Origin of the sequence: Amycolatopsis sp. NPDC088138 (genome assembly GCF_044741685.1) — a bacterium.
In the GTDB taxonomy this organism is placed as follows: Bacteria; Actinomycetota; Actinomycetes; order Mycobacteriales; family Pseudonocardiaceae; genus Amycolatopsis.
In genome coordinates, this window is the sequence record NZ_JBIUTB010000003.1 from 977,873 (window position 1) to 998,081 (window position 20,209).

Annotated in this window: 21 protein-coding genes and 1 tRNA gene; 9 read left to right on the forward strand and 13 right to left on the reverse strand. The window is 70.4% G+C overall.

From position 1 onward, the window contains the following. Positions 1 to 4: 4 nt before the first annotated feature. Positions 5 to 91: transfer RNA gene (locus ACIOD2_RS19865), tRNA-Ser, on the forward strand. Between the two features lie 23 nt (positions 92 to 114). On the opposite strand, the gene ACIOD2_RS19870 is transcribed toward ACIOD2_RS19865, so the two are convergent. Beyond that, positions 115 to 588, reverse strand: coding sequence for a MarR family winged helix-turn-helix transcriptional regulator (locus tag ACIOD2_RS19870; protein WP_400539833.1), 474 nt, complete (start codon positions 586 to 588; stop codon positions 115 to 117). Between the two features lie 527 nt (positions 589 to 1,115). Here ACIOD2_RS19870 and ACIOD2_RS19875 point away from each other — a divergent pair. Next, positions 1,116 to 2,048 (forward strand): neutral zinc metallopeptidase, encoded by a 933-nt coding sequence (locus ACIOD2_RS19875; protein WP_400539835.1) that lies wholly within the window; start codon positions 1,116 to 1,118, stop codon positions 2,046 to 2,048. A 51-nt stretch (positions 2,049 to 2,099) separates the two neighbouring features. Here ACIOD2_RS19875 and ACIOD2_RS19880 read toward each other — a convergent pair whose 3' ends face one another. Beyond that, positions 2,100 to 3,641 carry a M28 family metallopeptidase gene (locus ACIOD2_RS19880; RefSeq protein WP_400539837.1) on the reverse strand — a complete coding sequence of 514 codons (1,542 nt, stop codon included), beginning with the start codon at positions 3,639 to 3,641 and terminating at the stop codon, positions 2,100 to 2,102. A gap of 82 nt (positions 3,642 to 3,723) precedes the next feature. Here ACIOD2_RS19880 and ACIOD2_RS19885 point away from each other — a divergent pair, with 82 nt between their 5' ends. After that, positions 3,724 to 4,701, forward strand: coding sequence for an NAD(P)H-quinone oxidoreductase (locus ACIOD2_RS19885; RefSeq protein ID WP_400539839.1), 978 nt, complete (start codon positions 3,724 to 3,726; stop codon positions 4,699 to 4,701). On the opposite strand, the gene ACIOD2_RS19890 is transcribed toward ACIOD2_RS19885, so the two are convergent. Continuing rightward, complete coding sequence (locus ACIOD2_RS19890; RefSeq protein WP_400539841.1) at positions 4,698 to 5,897, reverse strand: cysteine desulfurase-like protein; 1,200 nt, start codon at positions 5,895 to 5,897, stop codon at positions 4,698 to 4,700. The genes ACIOD2_RS19885 and ACIOD2_RS19890 overlap by 4 nt on opposite strands. A 134-nt stretch (positions 5,898 to 6,031) precedes the next feature. On the opposite strand from ACIOD2_RS19890, the gene ACIOD2_RS19895 reads away from it, so the two are divergent. Continuing rightward, positions 6,032 to 6,604 (forward strand): bacterial proteasome activator family protein, encoded by a 573-nt coding sequence (locus ACIOD2_RS19895; RefSeq protein WP_400539843.1) that lies wholly within the window; start codon positions 6,032 to 6,034, stop codon positions 6,602 to 6,604. Between the two features lie 436 nt (positions 6,605 to 7,040). Here ACIOD2_RS19895 and ACIOD2_RS19900 read toward each other — a convergent pair whose 3' ends face one another. From ACIOD2_RS19900 to ACIOD2_RS19910, 3 genes are read right to left on the reverse strand one after another with little or no spacing between them, the layout of a single operon-like run. Next, the gene (locus ACIOD2_RS19900) at positions 7,041 to 8,186 is read right to left on the reverse strand and encodes an epoxide hydrolase family protein (RefSeq protein ID WP_400539845.1); all 1,146 of its coding nucleotides are present in this window, start codon (positions 8,184 to 8,186) and stop codon (positions 7,041 to 7,043) included. A 42-nt stretch (positions 8,187 to 8,228) separates the two neighbouring features. After that, on the reverse strand, positions 8,229 to 9,170 hold the full coding sequence (locus tag ACIOD2_RS19905; RefSeq protein WP_400539847.1) for a spore coat protein: 942 nt from the start codon (positions 9,168 to 9,170) through the stop codon (positions 8,229 to 8,231). Next, the gene (locus ACIOD2_RS19910) at positions 9,167 to 9,913 is read right to left on the reverse strand and encodes a cytidylyltransferase domain-containing protein (protein WP_400539849.1); all 747 of its coding nucleotides are present in this window, start codon (positions 9,911 to 9,913) and stop codon (positions 9,167 to 9,169) included. Before ACIOD2_RS19910 ends, ACIOD2_RS19905 begins: the two co-directional genes overlap by 4 nt. 40 nt (positions 9,914 to 9,953) lie before the next feature. Between ACIOD2_RS19910 and pseB the strand changes: the two genes are divergently transcribed. Both pseB and pseC read left to right on the forward strand, forming a co-directional pair. Beyond that, positions 9,954 to 10,937, forward strand: coding sequence for a UDP-N-acetylglucosamine 4,6-dehydratase (inverting) (gene pseB, locus ACIOD2_RS19915; RefSeq protein ID WP_400539851.1), 984 nt, complete (start codon positions 9,954 to 9,956; stop codon positions 10,935 to 10,937). Further along, a complete protein-coding gene (pseC, locus tag ACIOD2_RS19920) occupies positions 10,930 to 12,063 on the forward strand; it encodes a UDP-4-amino-4,6-dideoxy-N-acetyl-beta-L-altrosamine transaminase (RefSeq protein WP_400539853.1) in 1,134 nt (377 codons plus the stop codon). Before pseB ends, pseC begins: the two co-directional genes overlap by 8 nt. Here the strand turns inward: pseC and pseI are convergent. From pseI to ACIOD2_RS19940, 4 genes are read right to left on the reverse strand one after another with little or no spacing between them, the layout of a single operon-like run. Then, positions 12,060 to 13,109: a pseudaminic acid synthase gene (gene pseI / locus ACIOD2_RS19925; protein ID WP_400539855.1), complete on the reverse strand. Its 1,050-nt coding sequence runs from the start codon at positions 13,107 to 13,109 to the stop codon at positions 12,060 to 12,062. The two genes, pseC and pseI, sit on opposite strands and share 4 nt — an antisense overlap. A 31-nt stretch (positions 13,110 to 13,140) precedes the next feature. Beyond that, positions 13,141 to 13,593, reverse strand: coding sequence for a GNAT family N-acetyltransferase (locus tag ACIOD2_RS19930; protein ID WP_400539857.1), 453 nt, complete (start codon positions 13,591 to 13,593; stop codon positions 13,141 to 13,143). Then, complete coding sequence (locus ACIOD2_RS19935) at positions 13,594 to 14,031, reverse strand: hypothetical protein (protein WP_400539859.1); 438 nt, start codon at positions 14,029 to 14,031, stop codon at positions 13,594 to 13,596. A 33-nt stretch (positions 14,032 to 14,064) separates the two neighbouring features. Further along, positions 14,065 to 14,691 (reverse strand): glycosyltransferase family 29 protein, encoded by a 627-nt coding sequence (locus ACIOD2_RS19940; protein ID WP_323329717.1) that lies wholly within the window; start codon positions 14,689 to 14,691, stop codon positions 14,065 to 14,067. A 143-nt stretch (positions 14,692 to 14,834) separates the two neighbouring features. Between ACIOD2_RS19940 and ACIOD2_RS19945 the strand changes: the two genes are divergently transcribed. The 3 genes from ACIOD2_RS19945 to ACIOD2_RS19955 are packed head-to-tail and all read left to right on the forward strand — an operon-like array spanning position 14,835 to position 17,517. Then, a complete protein-coding gene (locus ACIOD2_RS19945; RefSeq protein WP_400539861.1) occupies positions 14,835 to 15,788 on the forward strand; it encodes an ABC transporter permease in 954 nt (317 codons plus the stop codon). 5 nt (positions 15,789 to 15,793) lie between these two features. Next, positions 15,794 to 16,609 carry an ABC transporter ATP-binding protein gene (locus ACIOD2_RS19950; protein ID WP_400539863.1) on the forward strand — a complete coding sequence of 272 codons (816 nt, stop codon included), beginning with the start codon at positions 15,794 to 15,796 and terminating at the stop codon, positions 16,607 to 16,609. Further along, positions 16,609 to 17,517: a glycosyltransferase gene (locus ACIOD2_RS19955; protein WP_400539865.1), complete on the forward strand. Its 909-nt coding sequence runs from the start codon at positions 16,609 to 16,611 to the stop codon at positions 17,515 to 17,517. The genes ACIOD2_RS19950 and ACIOD2_RS19955 overlap by 1 nt, the downstream gene beginning before the upstream one ends. Here the strand turns inward: ACIOD2_RS19955 and ACIOD2_RS19960 are convergent. From ACIOD2_RS19960 to ACIOD2_RS19970, 3 genes are read right to left on the reverse strand one after another with little or no spacing between them, the layout of a single operon-like run. Further along, a complete protein-coding gene (locus ACIOD2_RS19960; protein WP_400539867.1) occupies positions 17,511 to 18,479 on the reverse strand; it encodes a hypothetical protein in 969 nt (322 codons plus the stop codon). The two genes, ACIOD2_RS19955 and ACIOD2_RS19960, sit on opposite strands and share 7 nt — an antisense overlap. Further along, positions 18,469 to 18,888, reverse strand: coding sequence for a hypothetical protein (locus tag ACIOD2_RS19965; protein WP_400539869.1), 420 nt, complete (start codon positions 18,886 to 18,888; stop codon positions 18,469 to 18,471). Before ACIOD2_RS19965 ends, ACIOD2_RS19960 begins: the two co-directional genes overlap by 11 nt. Further along, positions 18,872 to 20,209: a hypothetical protein gene (locus ACIOD2_RS19970; protein WP_400539871.1), complete on the reverse strand. Its 1,338-nt coding sequence runs from the start codon at positions 20,207 to 20,209 to the stop codon at positions 18,872 to 18,874. The genes ACIOD2_RS19965 and ACIOD2_RS19970 overlap by 17 nt, the downstream gene beginning before the upstream one ends.

Consider the following 20,209-nt stretch of genomic DNA (forward strand, 5'->3'; position numbering starts at 1 on the left):
CAGAGGTAGCGTGTCCGAGCGGCCGAAGGAACATGTCTTGAAAACATGCGAGGGGGCAACCTCTCCGTGGGTTCGAATCCCACCGCTACCGCAAGCCGGCTGACGCGCGAAGCGTCAGCTCTCCACCTCAGCCAGGTGCTCCAGCACCCGGCCGAACGCCGAGGCGATCGTCGCCTGCTCTTCAGGGCTCAGCAGGTCGATCAGGTGCTCGCGCACCCCTTCGACGTGGGTCGGCGCCGCCGACTGCAGCAGCGTCACGCCTTCGTCCGCCAGCTCCGTGATGACGCCGCGTTTGTCCTCCGGGTCGCGGACCCGCCGGACCATCCCCGCGTCCTCGAGGCGGCCGATCTGGTGGGACAGCCGGCTCTTCGTCGATCCCATGAGCACGGCCAGCTCCGTCATCCGCATCCGGTGCTCCGGCTGCATCTCCAGGCAGACGAGCACCTCGTAGTCGGTCAGCGAGACGTCGTGCCGGTCGGCCAGTTCACGGTGCAGCCGCTGCCGCAGCTTCAGGGTCGCGACGATGTAGGAGCGCCACGCCGCCATCTCGGCATCGTCCAACCACTGCACAGGCCGCTCCTCGGTCATAAGGCAGCGTAGAACGTTGATCAAGGGACCGCGCGGTCCGAGTCCGAGTTGTCTACCGGTAAAAATGCCGTTGCAACATCGCCCGAAGGTGGGGTTACGAAAAGGTTGAGACTCGGCGCGAAAAGGCGCATTCTGCTTGTCGGTGGATGGTCGGCCAGGGTATAGGCGCGACGACGGCGACGTGCCGGCCCGGCTCCCCGCCAGAGAGGTCAGGTGGTTGCGTGACGGGTGATTTTCGCGGTTGACCGCCAGCTGCGTCCCCGCGACCGGAACGGACACCTACCGGGTCGGTCGTGACCGAGGCCCGAACCGGCCTCACTGCGAACAGCACCGCGCGGGCTTCCATGCGTTCACGCATTCGGCGTCGATCGGGCCTGTGTCAGGCCGCGGTCTCAGCAACCGTGGCGACAGCGCCTGAACGCCGGTCCGTACGCGGCCAGCCGCTCTACTAGAGACAACCTCGGTACAAGTCCTGGGCGTGGCCGCGAAGGCCGCGCCCAGGACGTTGTCCGGCTACGATCTGCCGCGTGAGATTCGACGACGACGCGGGCCTGGACGCTTCCGAAGTCCAGGACATGCGCGGCAGCGGTGGTGGTGGCGGCGGGATCGGCGGCCGCGTGGCGCTCGGTGGTGGTGGGCTCGGCGTGGTCGGGCTGATCATCTACTTCGTGATCTCGCAGCTCGGCGGGATCAGCCCGGGGGCGGTGAACCTGGGCAGCGGCGGCGGGCTCGGCAGCGTCGGCTCCGGGCAGCAGGTCGACAACTCCCAGCTCGCGAGCACCTGCAAGACCGGCGCGGACGCGAACAAGAACCACGACTGCGCCATCGTCGCGATCGTCAACTCCGTCCAGGACTACTGGGCGCAGCAGTTCGCGCGCTCCGGCTCGACCTACCGGAAGGCGCCGACGAACTTCTTCAACGGCGGCGTCCGCACCGGGTGCGGCAGCGCCACGTCGGACACCGGGCCGTTCTACTGCCCGGCCGACTCCGAGGTCTACATCGACCTGAGCTTCTTCGACGAGCTGAGGACGCGCTTCGGCGCGCAGGGCGGCCAGTTCACCGAGGCCTACGTCCTGGCGCACGAGTACGGCCACCACGTGCAGAACCTGCTCGGCACGTCCAAGAAGGGCACCGGCACCGGCCCGACGTCGGGCTCGGTCCGGCTCGAGCTGCAGGCCGACTGCTACGCGGGCGTCTGGGGCAACCACGCGACGACCACGCCGACCGACACCGGCAAGCCGCTGATCCTCGACATCACGCAGGACGACATCGCGTCCGCGCTGGACACGGCGTCCCGGATCGGCGACGACTACATCCAGACCAAGCTCGGCGGCGGGCAGGTGGACAGCTCGCAGTTCACCCACGGCACGTCCGCGCAGCGCAAGAAGTGGTTCACCACCGGCTTCCAGACCGGTGACCCGGCCCGCTGCGACACCTTCGGCACCAACAACCTGGGCTAAGACATGACGAAGGGGCCGCCCCGAGGTCGGGACGGCCCCTTCTGCCTGTCCTCAGGCGGTCAGCGCGTGCGGGTCACCGGCGACAGCGTGCGCGGAGAAGTTCCGCTGCCCGCTGCGTTCGGCGGCCTTCTGCTTGACCGTCTTCGCCTTGCCCGGCTTGACGCCGTTGATCGTCTCGGTGCTCGTCGCGTACACACCGAGGGCCCAGGCGACGCCGTCCGCGTTGCGGTCCAGCGCGACCCGGTCGATGTTGCCCAGGTTGTCGCAGGCCTGGTGGTAACACGGGTCGAACGCGATGTTCGCCGTGCCGCCCCACTTCGCCGCCTGCGCCGGGGTCTTCAGGACCTCGGCGCCGGTGTCCAGGCCACCGGCCGGGATGCCGACGGCGATGAACTCGCCGTAGTCCGAACGGCCGGTGAAGTCGGTGCCCTCGAGGGACACACCCCGCGCGGCCTGCAGGTAGTCGACGAAGGTCTTCTCGATCTGCGCCGAGCCGTACGGGCCCGGGCCCGCGCCGACACCGTCGGAGTCGTCACCGTCGTAGGCGAAGTACCCGGCGTTCGGCGAGCCGATCATGTCGAAGTTCAGGTACAGCGCGATGTCGAGCTGCTGCTCGAAGCTCAGCGAGTCGACGTAGTAGGTCGAGCCGATCAGGCCGAACTCCTCCGCGCTCCAGAACCCGAAGCGGACGGCGTTGTTGACCTTCGGGCTGCTCCCCAGCTGCAGCGCCGTCTCGAGCAGGGTCGCCGAGCCGGTGCCGTTGTCGTTGATGCCGGGGCCGGCCGGGACGCTGTCGAGGTGCGACCCGAGCATCACGACGTTGTCCTTGCGCCCGGACTTGGTCTCGGCGATGACGTTGTAGCTGGTCCGCGCCTCCTGGAAGGCCCGAAGCTCCAGCGTCACGGACTGGCCGCCGAGCGTCGCCAGCTGCGCGCCCGCGGCCGCGGTCACGCCGCCGGTCGGGATCTTCGCGTCGGCCGGGTCGCCGAGCGTCCCGTTCAGGTCGCCGTCGGTGTTGTTGTAGACGATGGCGCCGATCGCGCCCGCGGCCGCGGCCGTCGCCTGCTTCTGGGCGAACGGGCAGCCGCCGCGCTTGATCAGCGCGATCTTGCCGGCGACGTCGGCGGTGTAGTCGGTGGCCTCGCAGCCGCTGGTGTCGTCGACCGCGACGACCGAGAGCGGCGCGGTGATGCCGCCGACCGGGGTCGACGGGGTGTACTCCATCGCGATGATCGGCACGTTCGCGCCGCCGGCGGTGAGCTTCTCGGCCAGGGTCTCCGCGTAGGTGAACGGGAACTCCTGGCGGGTCACCTGGAAGCCGGCCGCCTCGAGCTTGGTGGCGATGTACTCGGCGGACTTCTTGTGGCCGTCGGTGCTGGCCGCCCGCGTGCCGCCGTTGGTGTCGGCGATGCGCTGCAGCGCGATCAGGTGCCGGTTGACACCGTTGATGTCGACCTTCTTGACGAGCTGTTTCGCCAGCGCGGGGCCGTCGGGGGCGGTGTTCGCCGCGGCGGCCGGGGTCAAGCCGAGCACGAGCGTCGCGCAGGCGGCCAGGGCCACCGGCGGGACGAGTCTTTTTCGGAAGAGTGACATGGTTGCTCACTTTTGTGCGATATGGGAGGTACGTCAATGCGTCATTCGGCGGGACTCTCACCCACCGGTATACGGTCGACGCATGTACGCGATCACCATCCGTGAGCCAGGTGAGCCGGACGTTCTCGAATGGACGGAGGTCGCGGATCCGCGGCCCGGCGCCGGCGAGGTCCTCCTGGACGTCGCCGCGAGCGCCGTCAACCGGGCCGATCTGCTCCAGCGGCAGGGGCACTACCCCCCGCCGCCCGGCGCCAGCGAAACCATCGGTTTGGAGTGCTCCGGCACGATCGCCGAACTCGGTGAGGGCGTGGAGGGGTGGAACGTCGGCGACGAGGTCTGCGCGCTGCTCGCCGGCGGCGGCTACGCGGAGAAGGTCGTCGTCCCGGCCGGGCAGCTGCTGCCGGTACCGGGTGAGGTCGACCTGATCACCGCGGCCGGGCTGCCCGAGGTCGCCTGCACGGTGTGGGCGAACGTCGTGATGCACGCGAAGCTCGCCGAGGGCGAGGTGCTGCTGGTCCACGGCGGCGCCGGCGGCATCGGCACGCACGCGATCCAGGTGGGCAAGGCACTGGGCGCGACCGTCGCGGTCACCGCCGGCTCGGCGGCGCGGCTCGAAAGCTGCCGCCAGCTCGGTGCCGACCTCACGATCAACTACAAGGAAGAGGACTTCGTCGAGGTGCTCCGCAAGGAGACCGGCGGCGCGGACGTCGTCCTCGACAACATGGGCGCGTCCTACCTGGGCCGCAACGTCGACGTCCTCAAGACCGACGGGCGGCTCGTGATCATCGGCATGCAGGGCGGGGTCAAGGGCGAGCTGAACGTCGGCGCGCTGCTCGGCAAGCGGGCCGACGTGTTCGCCGCGGGTCTGCGTTTCCGGCCACTGGACCAGAAGGCGGCGATCGTCGCCGACGTCCGGGAACGCCTGTGGCCGCTCGTTTCCGACGGTGCGGTCAAGCCGATCATCGGCCAGGTGATCCCGATGGCCGAAGCCGCGTCCGCGCACCGGGCCATGGAAGAGGGCAGTGTGTTCGGGAAGATCCTGCTGACCGCGAAGTCTTAACGCAGCTCTTCGAGCACCCTGACGAGCTGGTTGATCTCGAAGACGTTGGAGTAGTGGGCGAGCCCGATCCGCACGGCGCCGCCCACTTCTCCGACGCCGAGTGACGCGAAGACGCCGGCCGCTCCGTCGTCGGCGAACGCGCACAACCCTTGTGAGGCCAGGTATTCGGCGACTTCGGGCGATTTCTTCCCGGCGACGGCGAAGGCGAGCGCGGGGATCCGGCGCATGGCGTTGCCGATGACCATGATGTGCCGCAGCGACAGCAGTTCCGTCGACAGCTGCGCGAGCAGCCCGGCGTGGTACGACTTCGCCGAGCCGAGCGAGGTGACGAGGCGTTCGCGGCGCGACCCGGAGGCGGCGTCGTCGAGGCCCGCGAGGTAGTCGATGGACGCGATCAGCCCGGCCAGCAGCGGGTAGGCGTGCGGGCCCAGCTCGAGCCGGGCCGCGCCGCGTGCCGCCGGGTCGAGCGAGACGGACGAGATGCGTTCGATCAGTTCGGGGTCGCGGAACACCAGCGCGCCCACCGAAGGGCCGCCCCAGGCCTGCGCGGACACGACCATGACGTCGGCGCCGAGGGCGTTGATGTCCAGCGGCAGGAACGGCGCGGCGTACGTGGCGTCGACGACGACCAGCGCGCCGACGCGCTTGGCGAACTCGATGATCGTCGGGACGTCCGGCCGGGTGCCGACGGACCCCGAGGCAAGCGTGACGGCGACGGCCTTCGTGCGCGCCGAGACGAGCTGCTCGTACTGCCACGCGGGCAGCTCGCAGGTCTCGATGTCGATCTCGCCCCAGCGCACGACCGCGCCGACCCGCTTCGCGGCGCGTTGCCACGGCGCGAGGTTGGCCTGCTCATCGAGCCGGGAGACGACGACCTCGTCACCGATCGTCCACCGCTCGGCGAGTGCGTCACAGAGCCGGCGCAGCATCACGGGCGCGCTGGGTCCGAGCACGACGGCGGCCGGGTCGGCACCGACCAGGTCGGCCACGGCCCTGCGGGCCGCGGTCACGATGCTTTCCGCGCGCTGTGAGGCCGGAAACGCTCCACCCGGCCCCGACACCGGGGCTCGCATCGCCGTCGAAACAGCCGAAGCGACCTGTTCCGGGACCAGCATTCCGGCGGCGCCGTCGAAGTGGATCCAGCCGTCACCCAGCGCGGGAAAGAGCCCACGGATACGAGCGACGTCGAACGCCATGGGGACACCGTACGGACGTGCGGTTTCGCCGTGCGCCCGGGGTTGGGTGGAGAACCACCGGGAAGACGGTTTACGGCTACGCTCGGACACGGACACCCCGCGGGCGTCGCGGAGCGTGTTGAACACGGGCCAGGATGGAGCACATGACCGAGCCGAACTTCCGGGAATCGGGCACAGCGGGTGACGCCGGCCAAGAATCTTCACCCCACGTGGTGGTAGTCGGACCGGACGGCGAACCCCTCGAGGGCGCGGAGCACGCCGAGGCGGTCGGCGAGCTGATCGAAGAGCCGGCCAAGGTGATGCGGATCGGCACGATGATCAAGCAGCTCCTGGAGGAGGTCCGCGCGGCCCCGCTCGACGACGCGTCCCGGAACCGCGTGCGCGAGATCCACCAGACCTCCGTGAAGGAGCTGTCGAACTCGCTGGCGCCGGAACTGCGCGACGAACTGGACCGCCTGGTCCACCCGTTCACCGACGACTCGACGCCGTCCGATGCGGAGCTGCGGATCGCGCAGGCCCAGCTGGTGGGCTGGCTGGAGGGGTTGTTCAGCGGAATACAGACCGCGCTGTTCGCCCAGCAGATGGCGGCGCGGGTCCAGCTGGAGCAGATGCGCCGGGGTCTGCCGGCGGGTCCGTCGGCGGCCGCGGGCATGCCGGGGCTCGAGGGGCACGGACCGGGGATCTCCGGGACGGGTCAGTACCTCTGAGATTTGGTCCGTGAAGGCCTCCGTCCCGGCTCTTGTGGCCGGGCAAGAGGCCTTCACGGCTTTCTCGGGGCCTTCTGAGTTGTCCACAGGCTGGTGGAGTTGTGGACAACCTCTGTGGACAACCTGCTTTTCGAGGGTCTAGTCCGAGGGCGCCGATAGACTGGACTTGGGGACGCCCCCCTGGGAGCGGTGGGGGATGTCTGGTCCCTCTAGGGCCGGCCGGAGCAAAAGCTGCCTGCCGTGGCTTGGGGCCTCGGCGGGGGCGCTGTCTGCTGAGCGGCGGCTGCTCGTCGGTGTTCCGGTAGCCGAGCCCACTTGGTTGGCCGCGCCAGCGTTTATCCGCGCGAAGCAGGCCACCGTTCCTCCGACGGCGGTCTGCCCCGCGCCATCTCGTGGTTCGGCTGGCCGGCTGGGCCCACCGCGTGCTCCGCGGCCTTCAGGACAGCGAGCGGAAGAACGTCCGGATGTCGCCGATCAGGGCGTCCGGTTCCTCCAAAGCCGGGAAGTGGCCTCCCCGGGGAAACTCCGTCCAGTGGACGATTTTGTCCGTTCGCTCCGCCAGCGTCCGGATCGGCAGGCCGATGTCGTCCGGGAAGACCGCCACTCCGGTCGGGACCGTGTTCGACGGCGGCGGGGCTCCCCAGCCTCCGGTCAGCGCCGCGTACAGGCGCGCCGACGAGTTGGCCGTGCCGGTGAACCAGTAGATCGAGACGTCCGCCAAGAGGTCGTCACGGTCGATGAGGTCCTCTGTCGTGTTCGAGAACGACCTGAACTTCTCCGCGATCCACGCCAGCTGGCCCGCCGGTGAGTCGTGCAGGCCGTAGGCCAGCGTCTGCGGCTTCGTCGACTGGATCATCGCGTAACCCGTGCCCTCGTACGAGAACTTGCGTCCCTTCTCCAGAGAGCGTTGTGCCGCAACGAGTTCCGTGCCGCTCAGGCCCTCGAAGTCACTTTCGTCGCGGGCGACCGCCGAAGCCAGCATCGTCACGTGGATCCCCCGGACCCGCGCGGAGAACTGAACCGCCAGCTCACGCGAGATGATCGCGCCCCAGTCACCGCCGTGGGCGCCGAACTCCTCGTAACCCAGGCGGGTCATCAGTTCCGCGAACGCCCGCGCGACGCGGTCCGGGCCCCAGTCCGGCGTCGGCGTCGGGCCGGAGAACCCGTAACCGGGGATCGACGGGACGACCACGTGCAGCGCGTCCGCCGGGTCGCCGCCGTAGGCGCGGGGATCCGTCAACGGGCCGATCACGTCGAGGAATTCGACGATCGAGCCCGGCCAGCCGTGGGTGAGCAGCACCGGCGTCGCGGCCGGTTCCGGGGACTCCACGTGCAGGAAGTGCACGTTCGTCCCGTCGATGGTCGTCGTGAACTGCGGGAAGGCGTTGAGCCGCGCCTCCTGCGCCCGCCAGTCGAAACCCACGCGCCAGTACTCCGCCAGCTCACTCACATAATCGACCGGCGCGCCGAGCCGCCACCCGGCGCCGGCGGGCTGGTCGGGCCAGCGGGTCTTCGCGAGCCGCGTGCGGAGGTCGTCGAGGTCGGCCTGCGGAACGTCGATGCGGAACGGGGTGATCGTCATGCCACGACCCTATGAACGATCGCGGACAGTGAGAGTCCTCGATCAGAGGGAATCCAGCACCCGGTCGACGCCGCGACCGTCCACTGTGGACGACGCCGTCGCGGACAGCGTCCGGCGGAGCGAGGCGTCGGACAACAGCTCGCGCAACACCGCCGTCGCCTCCGGCAGCCGGGAAGCGAGCGTGTCCGCGTGGCCCAGCCCGGCCGCGAGGCCCAGCTCCAAAGCGGCCCGGTAGCCCTGCTCCTGGTTGGCCACCAGCTGCACGGCCGCCGCCGGGACGCCGAGGCAGCACAGCTCCACGAACGTCACCCCGGCCGCGCTGATGGCGACGTCGGTGGTCGCGAACAGCTCCAGCAGCGCCGGGCTCGGCGCCGCGACCCGGATCGACTGGTCCGGCCGCAGGGCGGGCAGCGCGGGCTCACCCCGCACCAGGACGTCCGCCACGAACGGCAGTTCCGTGTCGCGCAGGGCGCGAAGCAGCAGCTCGACCGTCTTCGTCCACTCGGCGCCGCCGCCGAGGACCACCGTGACGTGCAGCGGCGGCGCGGCGGAAACCCGGCGAGTGCGCAGGACGACGTCGCGCAGCGGCGCGTAGGCGATTCCGCGCAGCAGGACGTCCGAGCCGTCGTCCGGCCGCGGGCCGGGCGCGAAACCGGAGTCGACGACGACGTCGGCGGGCCGGCGGCCGTACCCGCCGTCCTCGATCGAGACGAGCTTCGCCCCGGCCGCGTTGACCTCTTCGCGCAGGTCACCGAGGCCGTAGTGGTCGACCACCACCGCGTCGAAGCCCGACGCGTTCCACGTCCCGAGCCGCGGCACCGCCAGCTCGTCGAACCGCGCGGCGAGCCATTCGGCGTTCGCCGTGCTCCCGGCGAACGCGACCTCCCAGCCGCGCGCCACCGCGCGCTCGGCGTAGGCGACCACCCGCGAGATGTGCCCGGCGCCGATCGACGCCGACGAGTCCGCCCGCAGGAGCAGCCTCACTGGCCGACCTTCTTCTGCTCGACCTCGGCGTTCAGCGCCACCAGGTCCGGCCGCGAGCGCAGCAGCGCGACCACGGCCCGCCAGTCGCCGACCCGGTCGCCCAGCTCGGCCACCACCGCTTCCAGGAGCGACCAGTCCTCCGCGGTGTCCAACGTCACCCGCAGGTCGCCGGCCGCCGGGCTCACCACGATCCCGGTGCACGAATAGCGCGAAGGCTGCGAGTAGATGCCCGACGTGACGTGTTCGCGGTGCGCGCCCGTGGCGGTCGCGACCTGCTCGGCCAACGCCGAGGCGCGCACCAGCTCGGCGTCGAACCCGCGCGGCAGCGTCCGGACGAGCGTCGTGCTGACGTAGTCCAGCGACGGCTGGGCCCGCCAGAGCGTCGCGAGCTGGCCGATCAGCGACGGGTCCAGCAGCGGGCAGTCGGCGGTGAGCCTGATCACGGCGTCGGCCGGGTGTTCGTCCAGCGCCAGCGCGAAGCGCGCGAGGACGTCGTCGAGCGGACCCCGGACGACCGCGGCACCACACGAAGCGGCCTCGGCGGCGACGGCGTCGTCCGAGGCGTCGGCCGAGGTCGCGACGATCACCTGGTCGACGCCGGGAGCGGTGGCCGCGGCCCGGACGACCCAGCCCAGCACACTGCGGCCGGCCAGCGGGCGCAGCACCTTGCCGGGCAGCCTGGTCGACGTCGACCGGGCCTGGATGACGGCGTTGACACCGGGCGCTCCACGCATGGGTGACATGATGTCCGACGGCACCCAACCCCAAACGCGGAGGTCAACGATGTCCGAGCTGGATGGCTCCAGCATCCTGCTCACCGGCGGGACCGGTTCCTTCGGCAAGGCGTTCATCGCGCACGCCCTCGCCGAACTGAACCCGAGCCGGTTGGTCGTGCTCTCCCGCGACGAGCTCAAGCAGTACGAAGCCCGGCAGTTGTTCAACGACGACCCGCGCCTGCGCTGGTTCATCGGCGACGTCCGCGACCGGCGCCGGCTGGAGCGCGCCATGCACGGCGTCGACTACGTCGTGCACGCCGCCGCGCTCAAGCAGGTCGACACCGGTGAGTACAACCCGTTCGAGTTCGTCCAGACCAACGTCATGGGCTCGCAGAACGTGATCGAGGCCGCGATCGACACGGGCGTCAAGAAAGTCGTCGCGCTGTCGACGGACAAGGCGTCCAGCCCGATCAACCTGTACGGCGCCACGAAGCTGTGCGCGGACCGGATGTTCATCAGCGGCAACCACTACGCGGCCGCGCACGTGACCCGGTTCTCCGTGGTCCGCTACGGCAACGTGATGGGCTCGCGCGGCAGCGTCATCCCGTTCTTCCGCAAGCTCGCCGAGCAGGGCGAGTCGCTGCCGATCACGCACAAGGAGATGACCCGCTTCTGGATCACGCTCCCCCAGGCCGTGCGGTTCGTCGTCGACTCGTTCGACCAGATGCGCGGCGGTGAGCTGTACGTGCCGCGGATCCCGAGCATGCGGCTGGTCGACCTGGCCCAGGCGATCGCGCCGGGCAGCGAGATGCACGAGGTCGGCATCCGGCCCGGCGAGAAGCTGCACGAGGAGATGATCGCGCCGGACGACGCGCGCCGGACGGTCCAGCTGGCCGACCGCTACGTCGTCCAGCCGCACCTCGCGGGCTGGGGTTACGAGTCACCGGCGGACGGCAAGCCGATGCCCGACGGGTTCGCCTACCGCTCCGACACGAACGACCTGTGGCTGGACGCGAAGGAGCTGCGCGAACTGGTCGAGCAGTATGGCTGAGCCGTTCCTGCCGTACGGCCGCCAGTCGATCAGCGACGCGGACATCGAGGCGGTCGTCGACGTGCTTCGTGGCGACTGGCTGACCACCGGACCCGCGGTCCAGCAGTTCGAGACGGACCTCGCGGCGCACACCGGCGGCACCCCGGCGGTCGCCGTGACGTCGGGAACGGCCGCTCTGCACGTCGCGTACGCGGCCGCGGGCATCAAACCGGGTGACGAGGTCGTCGTCCCCCCGATGACGTTCGTGGCGACGGCCGCCACCGCGGCGCTGTTCGGCGCCAAGGTGGTCTTCGCCGACGTCGAAGCGGACACCGGAAACCTTTCGGTCGAAGCGGCCGCCAACGCGGTGACCGAACGCACGAAGGTCGTCGCCGCCGTCGACTACGCGGGTCACCCCGCGGAGCTGGACGCCCTCGGCAAGCTCGCGCACGACGCCGGGGCGCTGCTGCTGGAGGACGCGGCGCACTCCGTCGGCGGCGCGTGGCAGGGCCGCCCGGTGGGCTCGATCGCCGACCTGACGACGTTCTCGTTCTTCCCGACCAAGAACCTCACCACCGCCGAGGGCGGCGCGGTCGTCACCCCGGACGCGCACCTGCTGGACCGCGCCCGGAAGTTCCGCAACCACGGCCTGGTCCGCGACCGCGCCGAGCAGCGCTACCCGGACGAAGGCGCCTGGCACCAGGAGGTGCACGAGTTCGGGCTGAACTATCGGCTGCCGGACGTGCTCTGCGCGCTCGGCAGCAGCCAGCTCACCCGGCTCGCGGAGTTCAAGAAGCGCCGCGCCGAGATCCACGCCCGGTACACCGCCGCGTTCGCGGACGTCGACGGCGTCGCGACCCCGCCGAGCCGCCCGGGCGCCGACCCCGTGTGGCACCTCTACCCGCTGCGGGTGCTGGAGGGCCGTCGCAAGGCGCTGTTCGAGCACCTGCGCGGGGTCGGCATCGGCGTCCAGGTCAACTACATCCCGGTGTACTGGCACCCGGTGTTCGAGGACCTCGGCTACCGGCGCGGGCTCTGCCCGAACGCCGAGGCGTACTACGAGCAGGAGCTCTCGCTGCCGCTGTTCCCGTCGCTGACGGACGCCGACGTCGACCGCGTTGTCGACGCCGTGCGCGCGTTCTTCTAGACGAGGTCCCAGGTCAGGGGCGTGCCCTTCGCGGCGTCGACGCGGAAGGTGCGCCCCACCACGGCCGTGATCTCGGCCGGGGCCAGGCCGCCGGCGGGCCGGATCGACCGCACGTTCGCCGCCGTCACCTCGTCCCCGGCCCGGACGTCCTCGACGACGTAGAGGGACCGGCGCAGCCGCAGGCCCTCCTTCTCGCTCTCGCGCGGGCCCAGCACGGGCTCGCCCAGCGCTTCCCACGCCCGGTGCGTCTCGGTCACCAGACCGGCCAGTTCCAGCGGCTCCAGGGAGAACTCCGAGTCGACGCCACCGTCGGCGCGGGCCAGCGTGACGTGCTTCTCGATCGCCACCGCGCCCAGCGCGACGGCCGCGACCGGCGCGCCGATGCCCGGGGTGTGGTCCGACAGGCCCACCAGCGTCTGCGTCAGGCCGGCCAGCAGCGGCAGCCCGCGCAGGTTGCTCTCCCGCGGCGATGCCGGGTAGCTCGCGGTGCAGCCGAGCACGATCAGCTGGTCGTTGCCCGCCGCGCGGGCGGTGCGGACGGCGGCGTCGATCTCGGCGACGTTCGCCATGCCGGTCGAGATGACCAGCGGCTTGCCCGTGCGCGCGCAGAGGTCGATGAGCGGCAGGTCGACGATCTCCGACGACGCGATCTTGTACGCCGGCGCGTCCAGCGACTCCAGCAGCTCGACGGCCGTCGGGTCGAACGGGCTGGAGAAGATCTCCAGGCCCTTGGCGCGGGCGCGCTCGAAGATCGGCGCGTGCCACTCCCAGGGCGTGTGGGCCTTTTCGTACAGTTTGTACAGGTTCTCGCCGCCCCAGAGGGAGTGCGAGTCGCCGATCCGGAACGCCGGGGCGTCGACGTCGATGGTGATCGTGTCCGGCCGGTAGGTCTGCAGCTTGACCGCGTGCGCGCCGGTCTCCGCGATGGCGTCGACGATGGCCAGGGCCCGGTCGAGATCGCCGTTGTGGTTGCCGGACATCTCGGCGATCACGAACGGCGGGTGGCCCGGGCCGATCTGGTGCGCGCCGAACCGGATGTCGTGCATGGGTGCCGCCTCCCAGGTGGAACGGGTCAGGTCACGTCAGAGTCTTGCGCAGCTGCCGGAACCCGCTGACGGCAGGCGCGGCTTCGGCGTACCCGGCGCGCTCGAACAGCTTCGCCGAAGCCGTGTTGTCCTGGTGGACGGCGGCCAGCACGACCCGGACGCCGAGGTGCTCCCGCGCCGCCCGCTCCCCCTCGGCGAGCACCGCCCCGGACAGCCCGCGGCCGCGGCTCTCCGGGGCGAGCGTGATGCTGACCTCCCAGCCGTCGCCGTCACGCCGGTCGAACCGGACGGTGCCGACCGGCTCATCGTCGTGGTCGACGACGAGCAGCAGCCGCTCCTCGTCCGCCAGCACGCCGCGCAGCCAGCCGAGGTGCTCGGCCAGGGTGACCACCGCCGCCGACCGGGACGACTGCCGCGTACGCGGGTCGTTGCGCCAGCTCAGCAGCAGCTCGGCGTCGGCTTCGGTGGCCTCCCGGGCGCGCACCTACTGAGCGACGACGGGCTCTTCGACCCGGTCCTCGAGACGGCGCAGCCGGTCTTCGTAGCGAGAGATACCCGCCAGCCGTGCCCGGATCTGCGCGTGCTGCCGCTGGATCTCCTCGATCAGCGTGCGGGCCTCGGCGAGCTGCGGGGTGTCGGCGTTGGGGACCAGTGAGATCGACTCGCGCAGCGTCTCCAGCCGGCCTTCCTGGGCGGCGACGTGCGGGATCAGCCGGTCCAGCTCGGCGCGGGCCCAGCCCAGGTCGCCACGGGCCTGCTCGAGGTTGTGCTCGGCGCTGTCGAGCCGGCGCCGGTGGTCGGCGGTGGCGTGCTCGAGGTTGTTGACCCGGTCGGCGAGCCCGCGGGTGCGCTCGTCCACGCGGAAGTCGACGACCCGGACGATCCGCTCGAGCAGGCCTCTGCCCAGTTTCTGCACTGCCATGAGGGTGTTCCTTACGTGGGGTGGGGACGCGCGTCAGCGCAGGAGGGTGGTGTCACCGGTCTTGGTCCAGGAGTCCAGCAGCCGCCCTTCGGCGGCGATCTGGTGCTCCGGACCCACGATGCAGGAGTCGCCGGCGGCGTGCTCCCACGACGTCTGGTCCGGGTTGTCGATGAACGAGAACCCGGTGAGCACGAGCTGCGCGCCCGGGAACGACGTCCGCGCGATCCAGGCGGCCAGGGTGCCGGTGGTCGACCACGTCGGCTCGTCGCGCGTGGGCAGGCCCAGCGCGTCCGACAGGGGCAGGACGACCTCGCGGTTCGACACCGGGACCGCGCCGAGGTCGGCGGGCCACCAGCCCGGCAGGTCCTCGGGTTCCCAGTGCATCCGGCCGGGCTCGACCAGCAGGTAGAGGCGCTTGCGGTAGTCCTGGAAGACGTACGGCGTCGCGCGGATCGCCCGGTTGAACACCACCACGTGCGTCCGGGAGCCGACGACCTCCTCGCCGGGCTTGTCGACGACGAAGCCGTTGACCCGGATGACCAGGTCGCACGCGTCGATCGCCTTGGCCCGCTGGGGGTCGGGGGGCAGTGGCTGGTTGCCGACCACGGCCACCGAACGCGGGTCGGGCCGGTCGGCGTAGGCCGCGAGCAGGTTGACCATCAAGCTCGCCGCGCCGAGAGCAGCAGTCATAAGCCGAGAAAGTACCAGGACGCTGCACCCGGGCAGGTGCATAGCGGCCAGAACGTTTACCACAGCGACGGGGTGGCCAGGACGCCGCTCATCCCATCGGTACCCTCGTCCACGTGCATGCCACCAGCACGGTTCAGGCCGCGGACTCACCCGTAGCGACGCCGGCCCCGCCGACGTCGGACAGCAAGACGTTCTCGCGCGCCTTCGCCGATATCAAGGCCGGTTTCTCCGCCCGCGAGCTGTGGGGTCACCTCGGCTGGCAGGACATCAAGCAGCGCTACCGCCGTTCGGTGATCGGGCCCTTCTGGATCACGATCAGCCAGGCGGTCATCGCGCTCGGGCTCGGGCTGCTGTACTCACAGCTGTTCCACTCGCCCATCGAGGTGTTCCTGCCCTATCTGTCCACCGGCTTCATCCTCTGGGGCTTCATCAGTGGCTGCCTGGCCGAGGGCATGGAGACGTTCATCGCCAACGAGGGGATGATCAAGCAGCTCCCGGCGCCGCTGAGCGTCTACATGCTGCGCACCGTGTGGCGTCAGACGCTGCTGCTCGCGCACAACATGATCGTCTACGTGGTCATCCTCGTGATCTTCTTCAGCGCGCTGAGCGGCCCGTACTCCTTGGGCTCCCCGGACGGCCTCTGCCACGTGGACCTGTACTGCCACCCGGGCCTGAGCTGGAACATCCTGCTCGCGATCCCCGGCTTCCTGCTGCTCGCGCTGAACGCGGGCTGGGTGACGCTGCTGCTGGGCATCATCTCGACCCGCTTCCGCGACATCCCGCAGGTCATCAACTCGCTGATCCAGCTGCTGTTCTACGGGACGCCGATCGTGTGGCCGGTCGACCAGCTGCTCGGTGGCGGGGCCCGCGCGAGCATCTCGTGGGTGCTGCCGATCATCCAGCTGAACCCGCTGTACCACTTCATGCAGGTGGTCCGGGCACCGTTGCTCGGCCAGTCGTTCACCGCGGGCAACTGGATCGTGGTCGGCTCCATCACCATCGTCGGCTGGGCGCTCGCGCTCGTCGCGATGCGCAACTACCGTGCCCGCGTCTCCTACTGGGTGTGACAAACATGGTCAGCATTGACGTTCAGAACGCCTACGTCGACTTCCCGATCTTCGACGCGAAGACGCGGTCGATGAAGAAGCGCGTCCTCGGCAAGGTCGGCGGCAAGATCGGTACCGACACCAAGGTGCCGATCATCGAGGCCCTGCACGACGTGACCCTCAACCTCCGCGAGGGCGACCGCGTCGGCCTGGTCGGCCACAACGGCGCCGGCAAGTCCACGCTGCTGCGGCTGCTCGCCGGGATCTACGAGCCCACCCGCGGCTCGTCGAGGATCACCGGCAAGATCGCGCCGGTCTTCGACCTCGGCATCGGCATGGACCCCGAGATCTCCGGCGAAGAGAACATCATCATCCGCGGCCTCTTCCTCGGGATGACGGCCAAGGAGATGGAGAAGCGGGTCGACGACATCGCGGAGTTCACCGAGCTCGGCGACTACCTGCAGATGCCGCTGCGGACCTACTCCACGGGCATGCGGGTGCGGCTGGCGCTCGGCGTCGTCACCTCGATCGACCCGGAGATCCTGATCCTGGACGAGGGCATCGGCGCGGTCGACGCGGCGTTCCTCAACAAGGCGCGTGACCGGCTCAAGGACCTCGTGAAGCGCTCGGGCATCCTGGTGTTCGCGAGCCACTCCGACGAGTTCCTCTTCGAGCTGTGCGACTCGGCCCTCTGGATGGACGAAGGGCACCTCAAGCAACAGGGCTCGCTGCGGGACGTCCTCACCGGGTACAAGGGCCGCGACCCGTTCATCGACATGAGCAAGGAAACGCTGCAGCGCCTGGGCATCGAGCCGGTGGCGACGACGAACGGCGGGGAATGATGGCCAGCGAGACCCGGCAGCTGCCCGACGGCGCGGTCGTCGGCGTGGTCGTCACGCGGCACCGGCGGGAGCTGCTCGCGGACTCGCTGAAGGTCATCGCGGCCCAGACCCGGCCGGTCGATCACCTCGTGGTGGTCGACAACGGCCCGGACAACTCGGCCCGCGAGGTCGTCGAGAACTACCCGCTGCCCTGCACGTACCTGCCGTCGCACCGGAACCTCGGCGGCGCCGGCGGGTTCGCGCTCGGGATGCTGCACGCGCTGTCGATGGGCGCGGACTGGGTCTGGCTGGCCGACGACGACGGCCGCCCGGCCGACGAGAACGTGCTGGCCATCCTGCTGGAGGAAGCGGAGAAGCGGGGCCTGGCCGAGATCTCGCCGGTGGTGTCGAACATCGACGCCCCGGAGAAGCTCGCGTTCCCGCTGCGCCGCGGCCTGACGTGGAAGCGTTCGCAGTCCGAGCTGGGGGTCGACTTCCTGCCGGGCATCGCGTCCCTGATGAACGGCGCGCTGTTCCGCGCGTCCACTTTGGACGTCGTCGGCGTGCCGGACCTGCGGCTGTTCTTCCGCGGCGACGAGGTGGAACTGCACCGCCGGCTGGCTCGCTCGGGCCTGCCGTTCGGCACGTCGCTGAAGACGAAGTACCTGCACCCGGACGGCTCGGACGAGTTCAAGCCGATGCTCGGCGGCAAGTTCCACGCGCAGGACCCGGAGAACGAGGTCAAGCGCTACTACACCTACCGCAACCGCGGCTACCTGTTGTCGCAGCCGGGAATGCGCAAGATCGGCGCGCTGGAGGTCGTCCGCTTCGGCCTGTACTTCATCGGCGTGAAGCGCGACCCGAAGGCGTTCCTGCAGTGGCTGAAGCTGGTCCGCCAGGGCCGGGCGGAGAAGTTCTACCGCTACTGAAACTGCCCTTCCAACGGCACCGGAACGGCTTCGACCCGGACGTCGGTGAGCTCGGCGGCGGGCACGGTCTGCCGCCACACCCGGTAGTCCACTTCGGACAGACCGAGGTCGCGCGCGGTCAGGAAGTCCTCGTCGACGAGGATCAGGTCGGCGGCGTCCCGGGTCCGGCCGAGGATCTCGAAGGTGCCGCCGCGCCAGCGGCAGAGCGTCCGCACGAACGTGAGCTCGTCCAGCTCGACCTGGTCGACGGCCTTCATCCGGAAGCCGTAGGTCTCCCCGAAGTCGGCCGGCGCCGGCGCACCCGGCAACGGGTGCAGCACGACCCGGCCCGGCCCGGCGAACTCGGCGTCGAAGTCGCCCCCGCGGTAGCGGGCGGTGTACCCGCGCCGCACCAGCGGCGGCAACGACACCGGCGGCGGGAAGAACGTGGCTTCGCCGAAGGCGTCCTTCTGTTCCGGGATCCAGCCGACCTTCCGGCTGTGGTACTGCCCGAGCCGCGTCCCGGCGTCGTCGGCCCGGTGCACCCACAGCTCGGCGCCGACCGGGATCTCGACCAGCCGCAGGACGTACTCGGGCAGCGGGTGGTCGACGCCGGGGAAGTAACCCGTGCCGAGGAACGGCGGCGGGTACACCCGCGCGACCCCGAACTCGGCCGCGATCTCCCGGTCCGACGCGCCGTAGGAGGTGCGGAACGGAAAGGTGTGGCCGGCCGGGAACTTGAGCAGGTACAGCTCGTCGAGCGGCCCCCAGCCGGGGATCTTCGCGAGCCCGTAGTTCCGGATCATGGCGGCGGTGTCGAGCTCGGCGACGTCCTCGGCGCGCCCGGCGAAGCCTTGGACGCGATGCGGTTCGAAGCGCCCGGGCACGATGACGTTGCCGAGGTAGAGCCCGACGAGGCCGGGCTTGACCGGCAGCTGCACCACGGTGCCGCCCGCCAGGCCGGCAGGAGCGTCAGAACTCATCGGTTTCCTTCGGTCGGTTCAGGCTGTCGGTGCGCACCTCACGGAGGTCGCTGACCATGTCCTTCGGCACCGTGGCTTCGAAGGTGAACTGGTCCATTCGCTGGAAGCCGACCTCGGGGTGTTCCTCCGGCTTGGCCCAGGTCTCGGCGAGCCAATGCCCGTCGCCCCGCCCGACCACTCCGATGAAGTACGTGCCGTCTTCTTCGTGGTAGACCTCGAACTCGTGCTCGAGGAAGGTGCCGTAGGTGCGGACGGTGTACCACTCGTCAAGATCGGCGATCGGCACCAGCCGCCAGGGCGTGCCGTCCCGGTAGAGCTGCATGTCGGCCGGCACCCGCTCGGCAGCGGGGTAGACCTCGCCCTGGAACACCGCGTACTCGGCGGGCGAAATCCTACGGTGTCCCGGCACTCGAGCCTCCTCGGCCACGTACGTCGAACCAACCCCGGTCCGGGAGGTACACCCCGGCCAAGGACTCCGTCCCGTCCGAGTGGACGAGGTACATCTCGGCTCGGCCACGGTAGTCCGCTCGCGTCTGGATCCACTCCGGCACCCCGCCGCCGGTGTAGCCCGTGCCGAGGAACGGAGGATCCCACGGACGCGGCGCTGGCTGGCCGGAAAGCACTTGCATCTCGTGCGCGGTCCCGGCATCCGTACCGCCGTAGCTGATCTCCATCTTGCTCGCGTCGCCGGGGTACCTGACCTGGTACGCGTGCGGCGCGCCCGCTTCGATCGGCGTCCACCCGGCGCCGTTGTCGTCCAGTGCGAGCTTGCCCCGGAACTCGGCCGGAGTTCCGTACTGGGCGGTGTCGCTGCCGCGCGCCACCGATCCGCCGACCTGGCCGGGGTCGAAGGTCTTGGTGTCGCCGGTGCTGAGCTCCACGTAGCTGGTCCTGTTCTGCAGCGTCGCTTCGCCCATCTCCGGCTTCACCACCTTCGTCATGATCTCGCCCGGGTTGGCGGGCAGCTCGTTGCGCACCGCGACGATCTCCGCTCGCTGGGCCGGGGTCAGGTTCGCCGTCGGTTGCATCGTCATCGCCAGGTGCCGGTCCGGGTCGTAGCCCAACCTGGCTGCGGTGGCGCGGATCTGGTCGTCCGTCGAGGTCGGGCGGGTCTGCATCGAGTCGCGCGTGTACTGGCCGTGCAGCTCGTCGTCCGTGGCGTGGTGGCCCCGGTTGTTGTCCATGCCGCCGCCACCCGGCGGGGGCGGCGGGGGCGGAGACGGGGGCGGGGGTGGGCCTGAACCGCCCGCCGCGGTCTTCTCGGTCGGGGCGTCCACACGCTTGCCCGCCGCGGTCATCGTGTCGGCCGCGTTCGCCTCGGTGGTCTGGTAGTGCTCGCGGACCGCCTTGGTGCGTGCGCCGGCGTCCTCGACCGCCTTGCCCGCGCGGGTGACGTGCTCCTTGGCCCCCGAGACGGTGCTGTTGAGCGTCCCGGTCATCGTGGAGCCGACCACGCCCATCGACTGGGCGCCGAAGTTGGCCCCGGAGACGGTCCGGCCGACCGCGTGCACCTTGTCCTTCGTGGCGCCGAGGTTGCTCTCCATGGTGTGCAGGGAGTCCGTGTGCAGCGCGTACCCGCCACCCGCGGAACCGCCGCCTGCCGGGTGCGGCTCCCGCGCCGGGCGGGGCTCGGTCGGGTGCGGGGTGGACGACTCGTGGTGCGTCGGCGTCGTGTCCGTGTGGTGGGGCGTGCTGGTGTGGTGCGGTGTGCTCGTGTGGTGGGTCGCCAT

Coding starts and splice junctions, on each gene's coding strand:
- ACIOD2_RS19935 (WP_400539859.1), bottom strand. CDS start 14,031: ATGGCAGTGCAGAAACTGGGCAGAGGCCTGCTCGAGCGGATCGTCCGG.
- ACIOD2_RS19880 (WP_400539837.1), bottom strand. CDS start 3,641: ATGTCACTCTTCCGAAAAAGACTCGTCCCGCCGGTGGCCCTGGCCGCC.
- pseI (WP_400539855.1), bottom strand. CDS start 13,109: ATGCACGACATCCGGTTCGGCGCGCACCAGATCGGCCCGGGCCACCCG.
- ACIOD2_RS19960 (WP_400539867.1), bottom strand. CDS start 18,479: ATGAGTTCTGACGCTCCTGCCGGCCTGGCGGGCGGCACCGTGGTGCAG.
- ACIOD2_RS19900 (WP_400539845.1), bottom strand. CDS start 8,186: ATGACGATCACCCCGTTCCGCATCGACGTTCCGCAGGCCGACCTCGAC.
- ACIOD2_RS19955 (WP_400539865.1), top strand. CDS start 16,609: ATGGCCAGCGAGACCCGGCAGCTGCCCGACGGCGCGGTCGTCGGCGTG.
- ACIOD2_RS19970 (WP_400539871.1), bottom strand. CDS start 20,209: ATGGCGACCCACCACACGAGCACACCGCACCACACCAGCACGCCCCAC.
- pseB (WP_400539851.1), top strand. CDS start 9,954: ATGTCCGAGCTGGATGGCTCCAGCATCCTGCTCACCGGCGGGACCGGT.
- ACIOD2_RS19940 (WP_323329717.1), bottom strand. CDS start 14,691: ATGGTCAACCTGCTCGCGGCCTACGCCGACCGGCCCGACCCGCGTTCG.
- ACIOD2_RS19895 (WP_400539843.1), top strand. CDS start 6,032: ATGGAGCACATGACCGAGCCGAACTTCCGGGAATCGGGCACAGCGGGT.
- ACIOD2_RS19950 (WP_400539863.1), top strand. CDS start 15,794: ATGGTCAGCATTGACGTTCAGAACGCCTACGTCGACTTCCCGATCTTC.
- ACIOD2_RS19890 (WP_400539841.1), bottom strand. CDS start 5,897: ATGGCGTTCGACGTCGCTCGTATCCGTGGGCTCTTTCCCGCGCTGGGT.
- ACIOD2_RS19870 (WP_400539833.1), bottom strand. CDS start 588: ATGACCGAGGAGCGGCCTGTGCAGTGGTTGGACGATGCCGAGATGGCG.
- ACIOD2_RS19910 (WP_400539849.1), bottom strand. CDS start 9,913: ATGTCACCCATGCGTGGAGCGCCCGGTGTCAACGCCGTCATCCAGGCC.
- pseC (WP_400539853.1), top strand. CDS start 10,930: ATGGCTGAGCCGTTCCTGCCGTACGGCCGCCAGTCGATCAGCGACGCG.
- ACIOD2_RS19885 (WP_400539839.1), top strand. CDS start 3,724: ATGTACGCGATCACCATCCGTGAGCCAGGTGAGCCGGACGTTCTCGAA.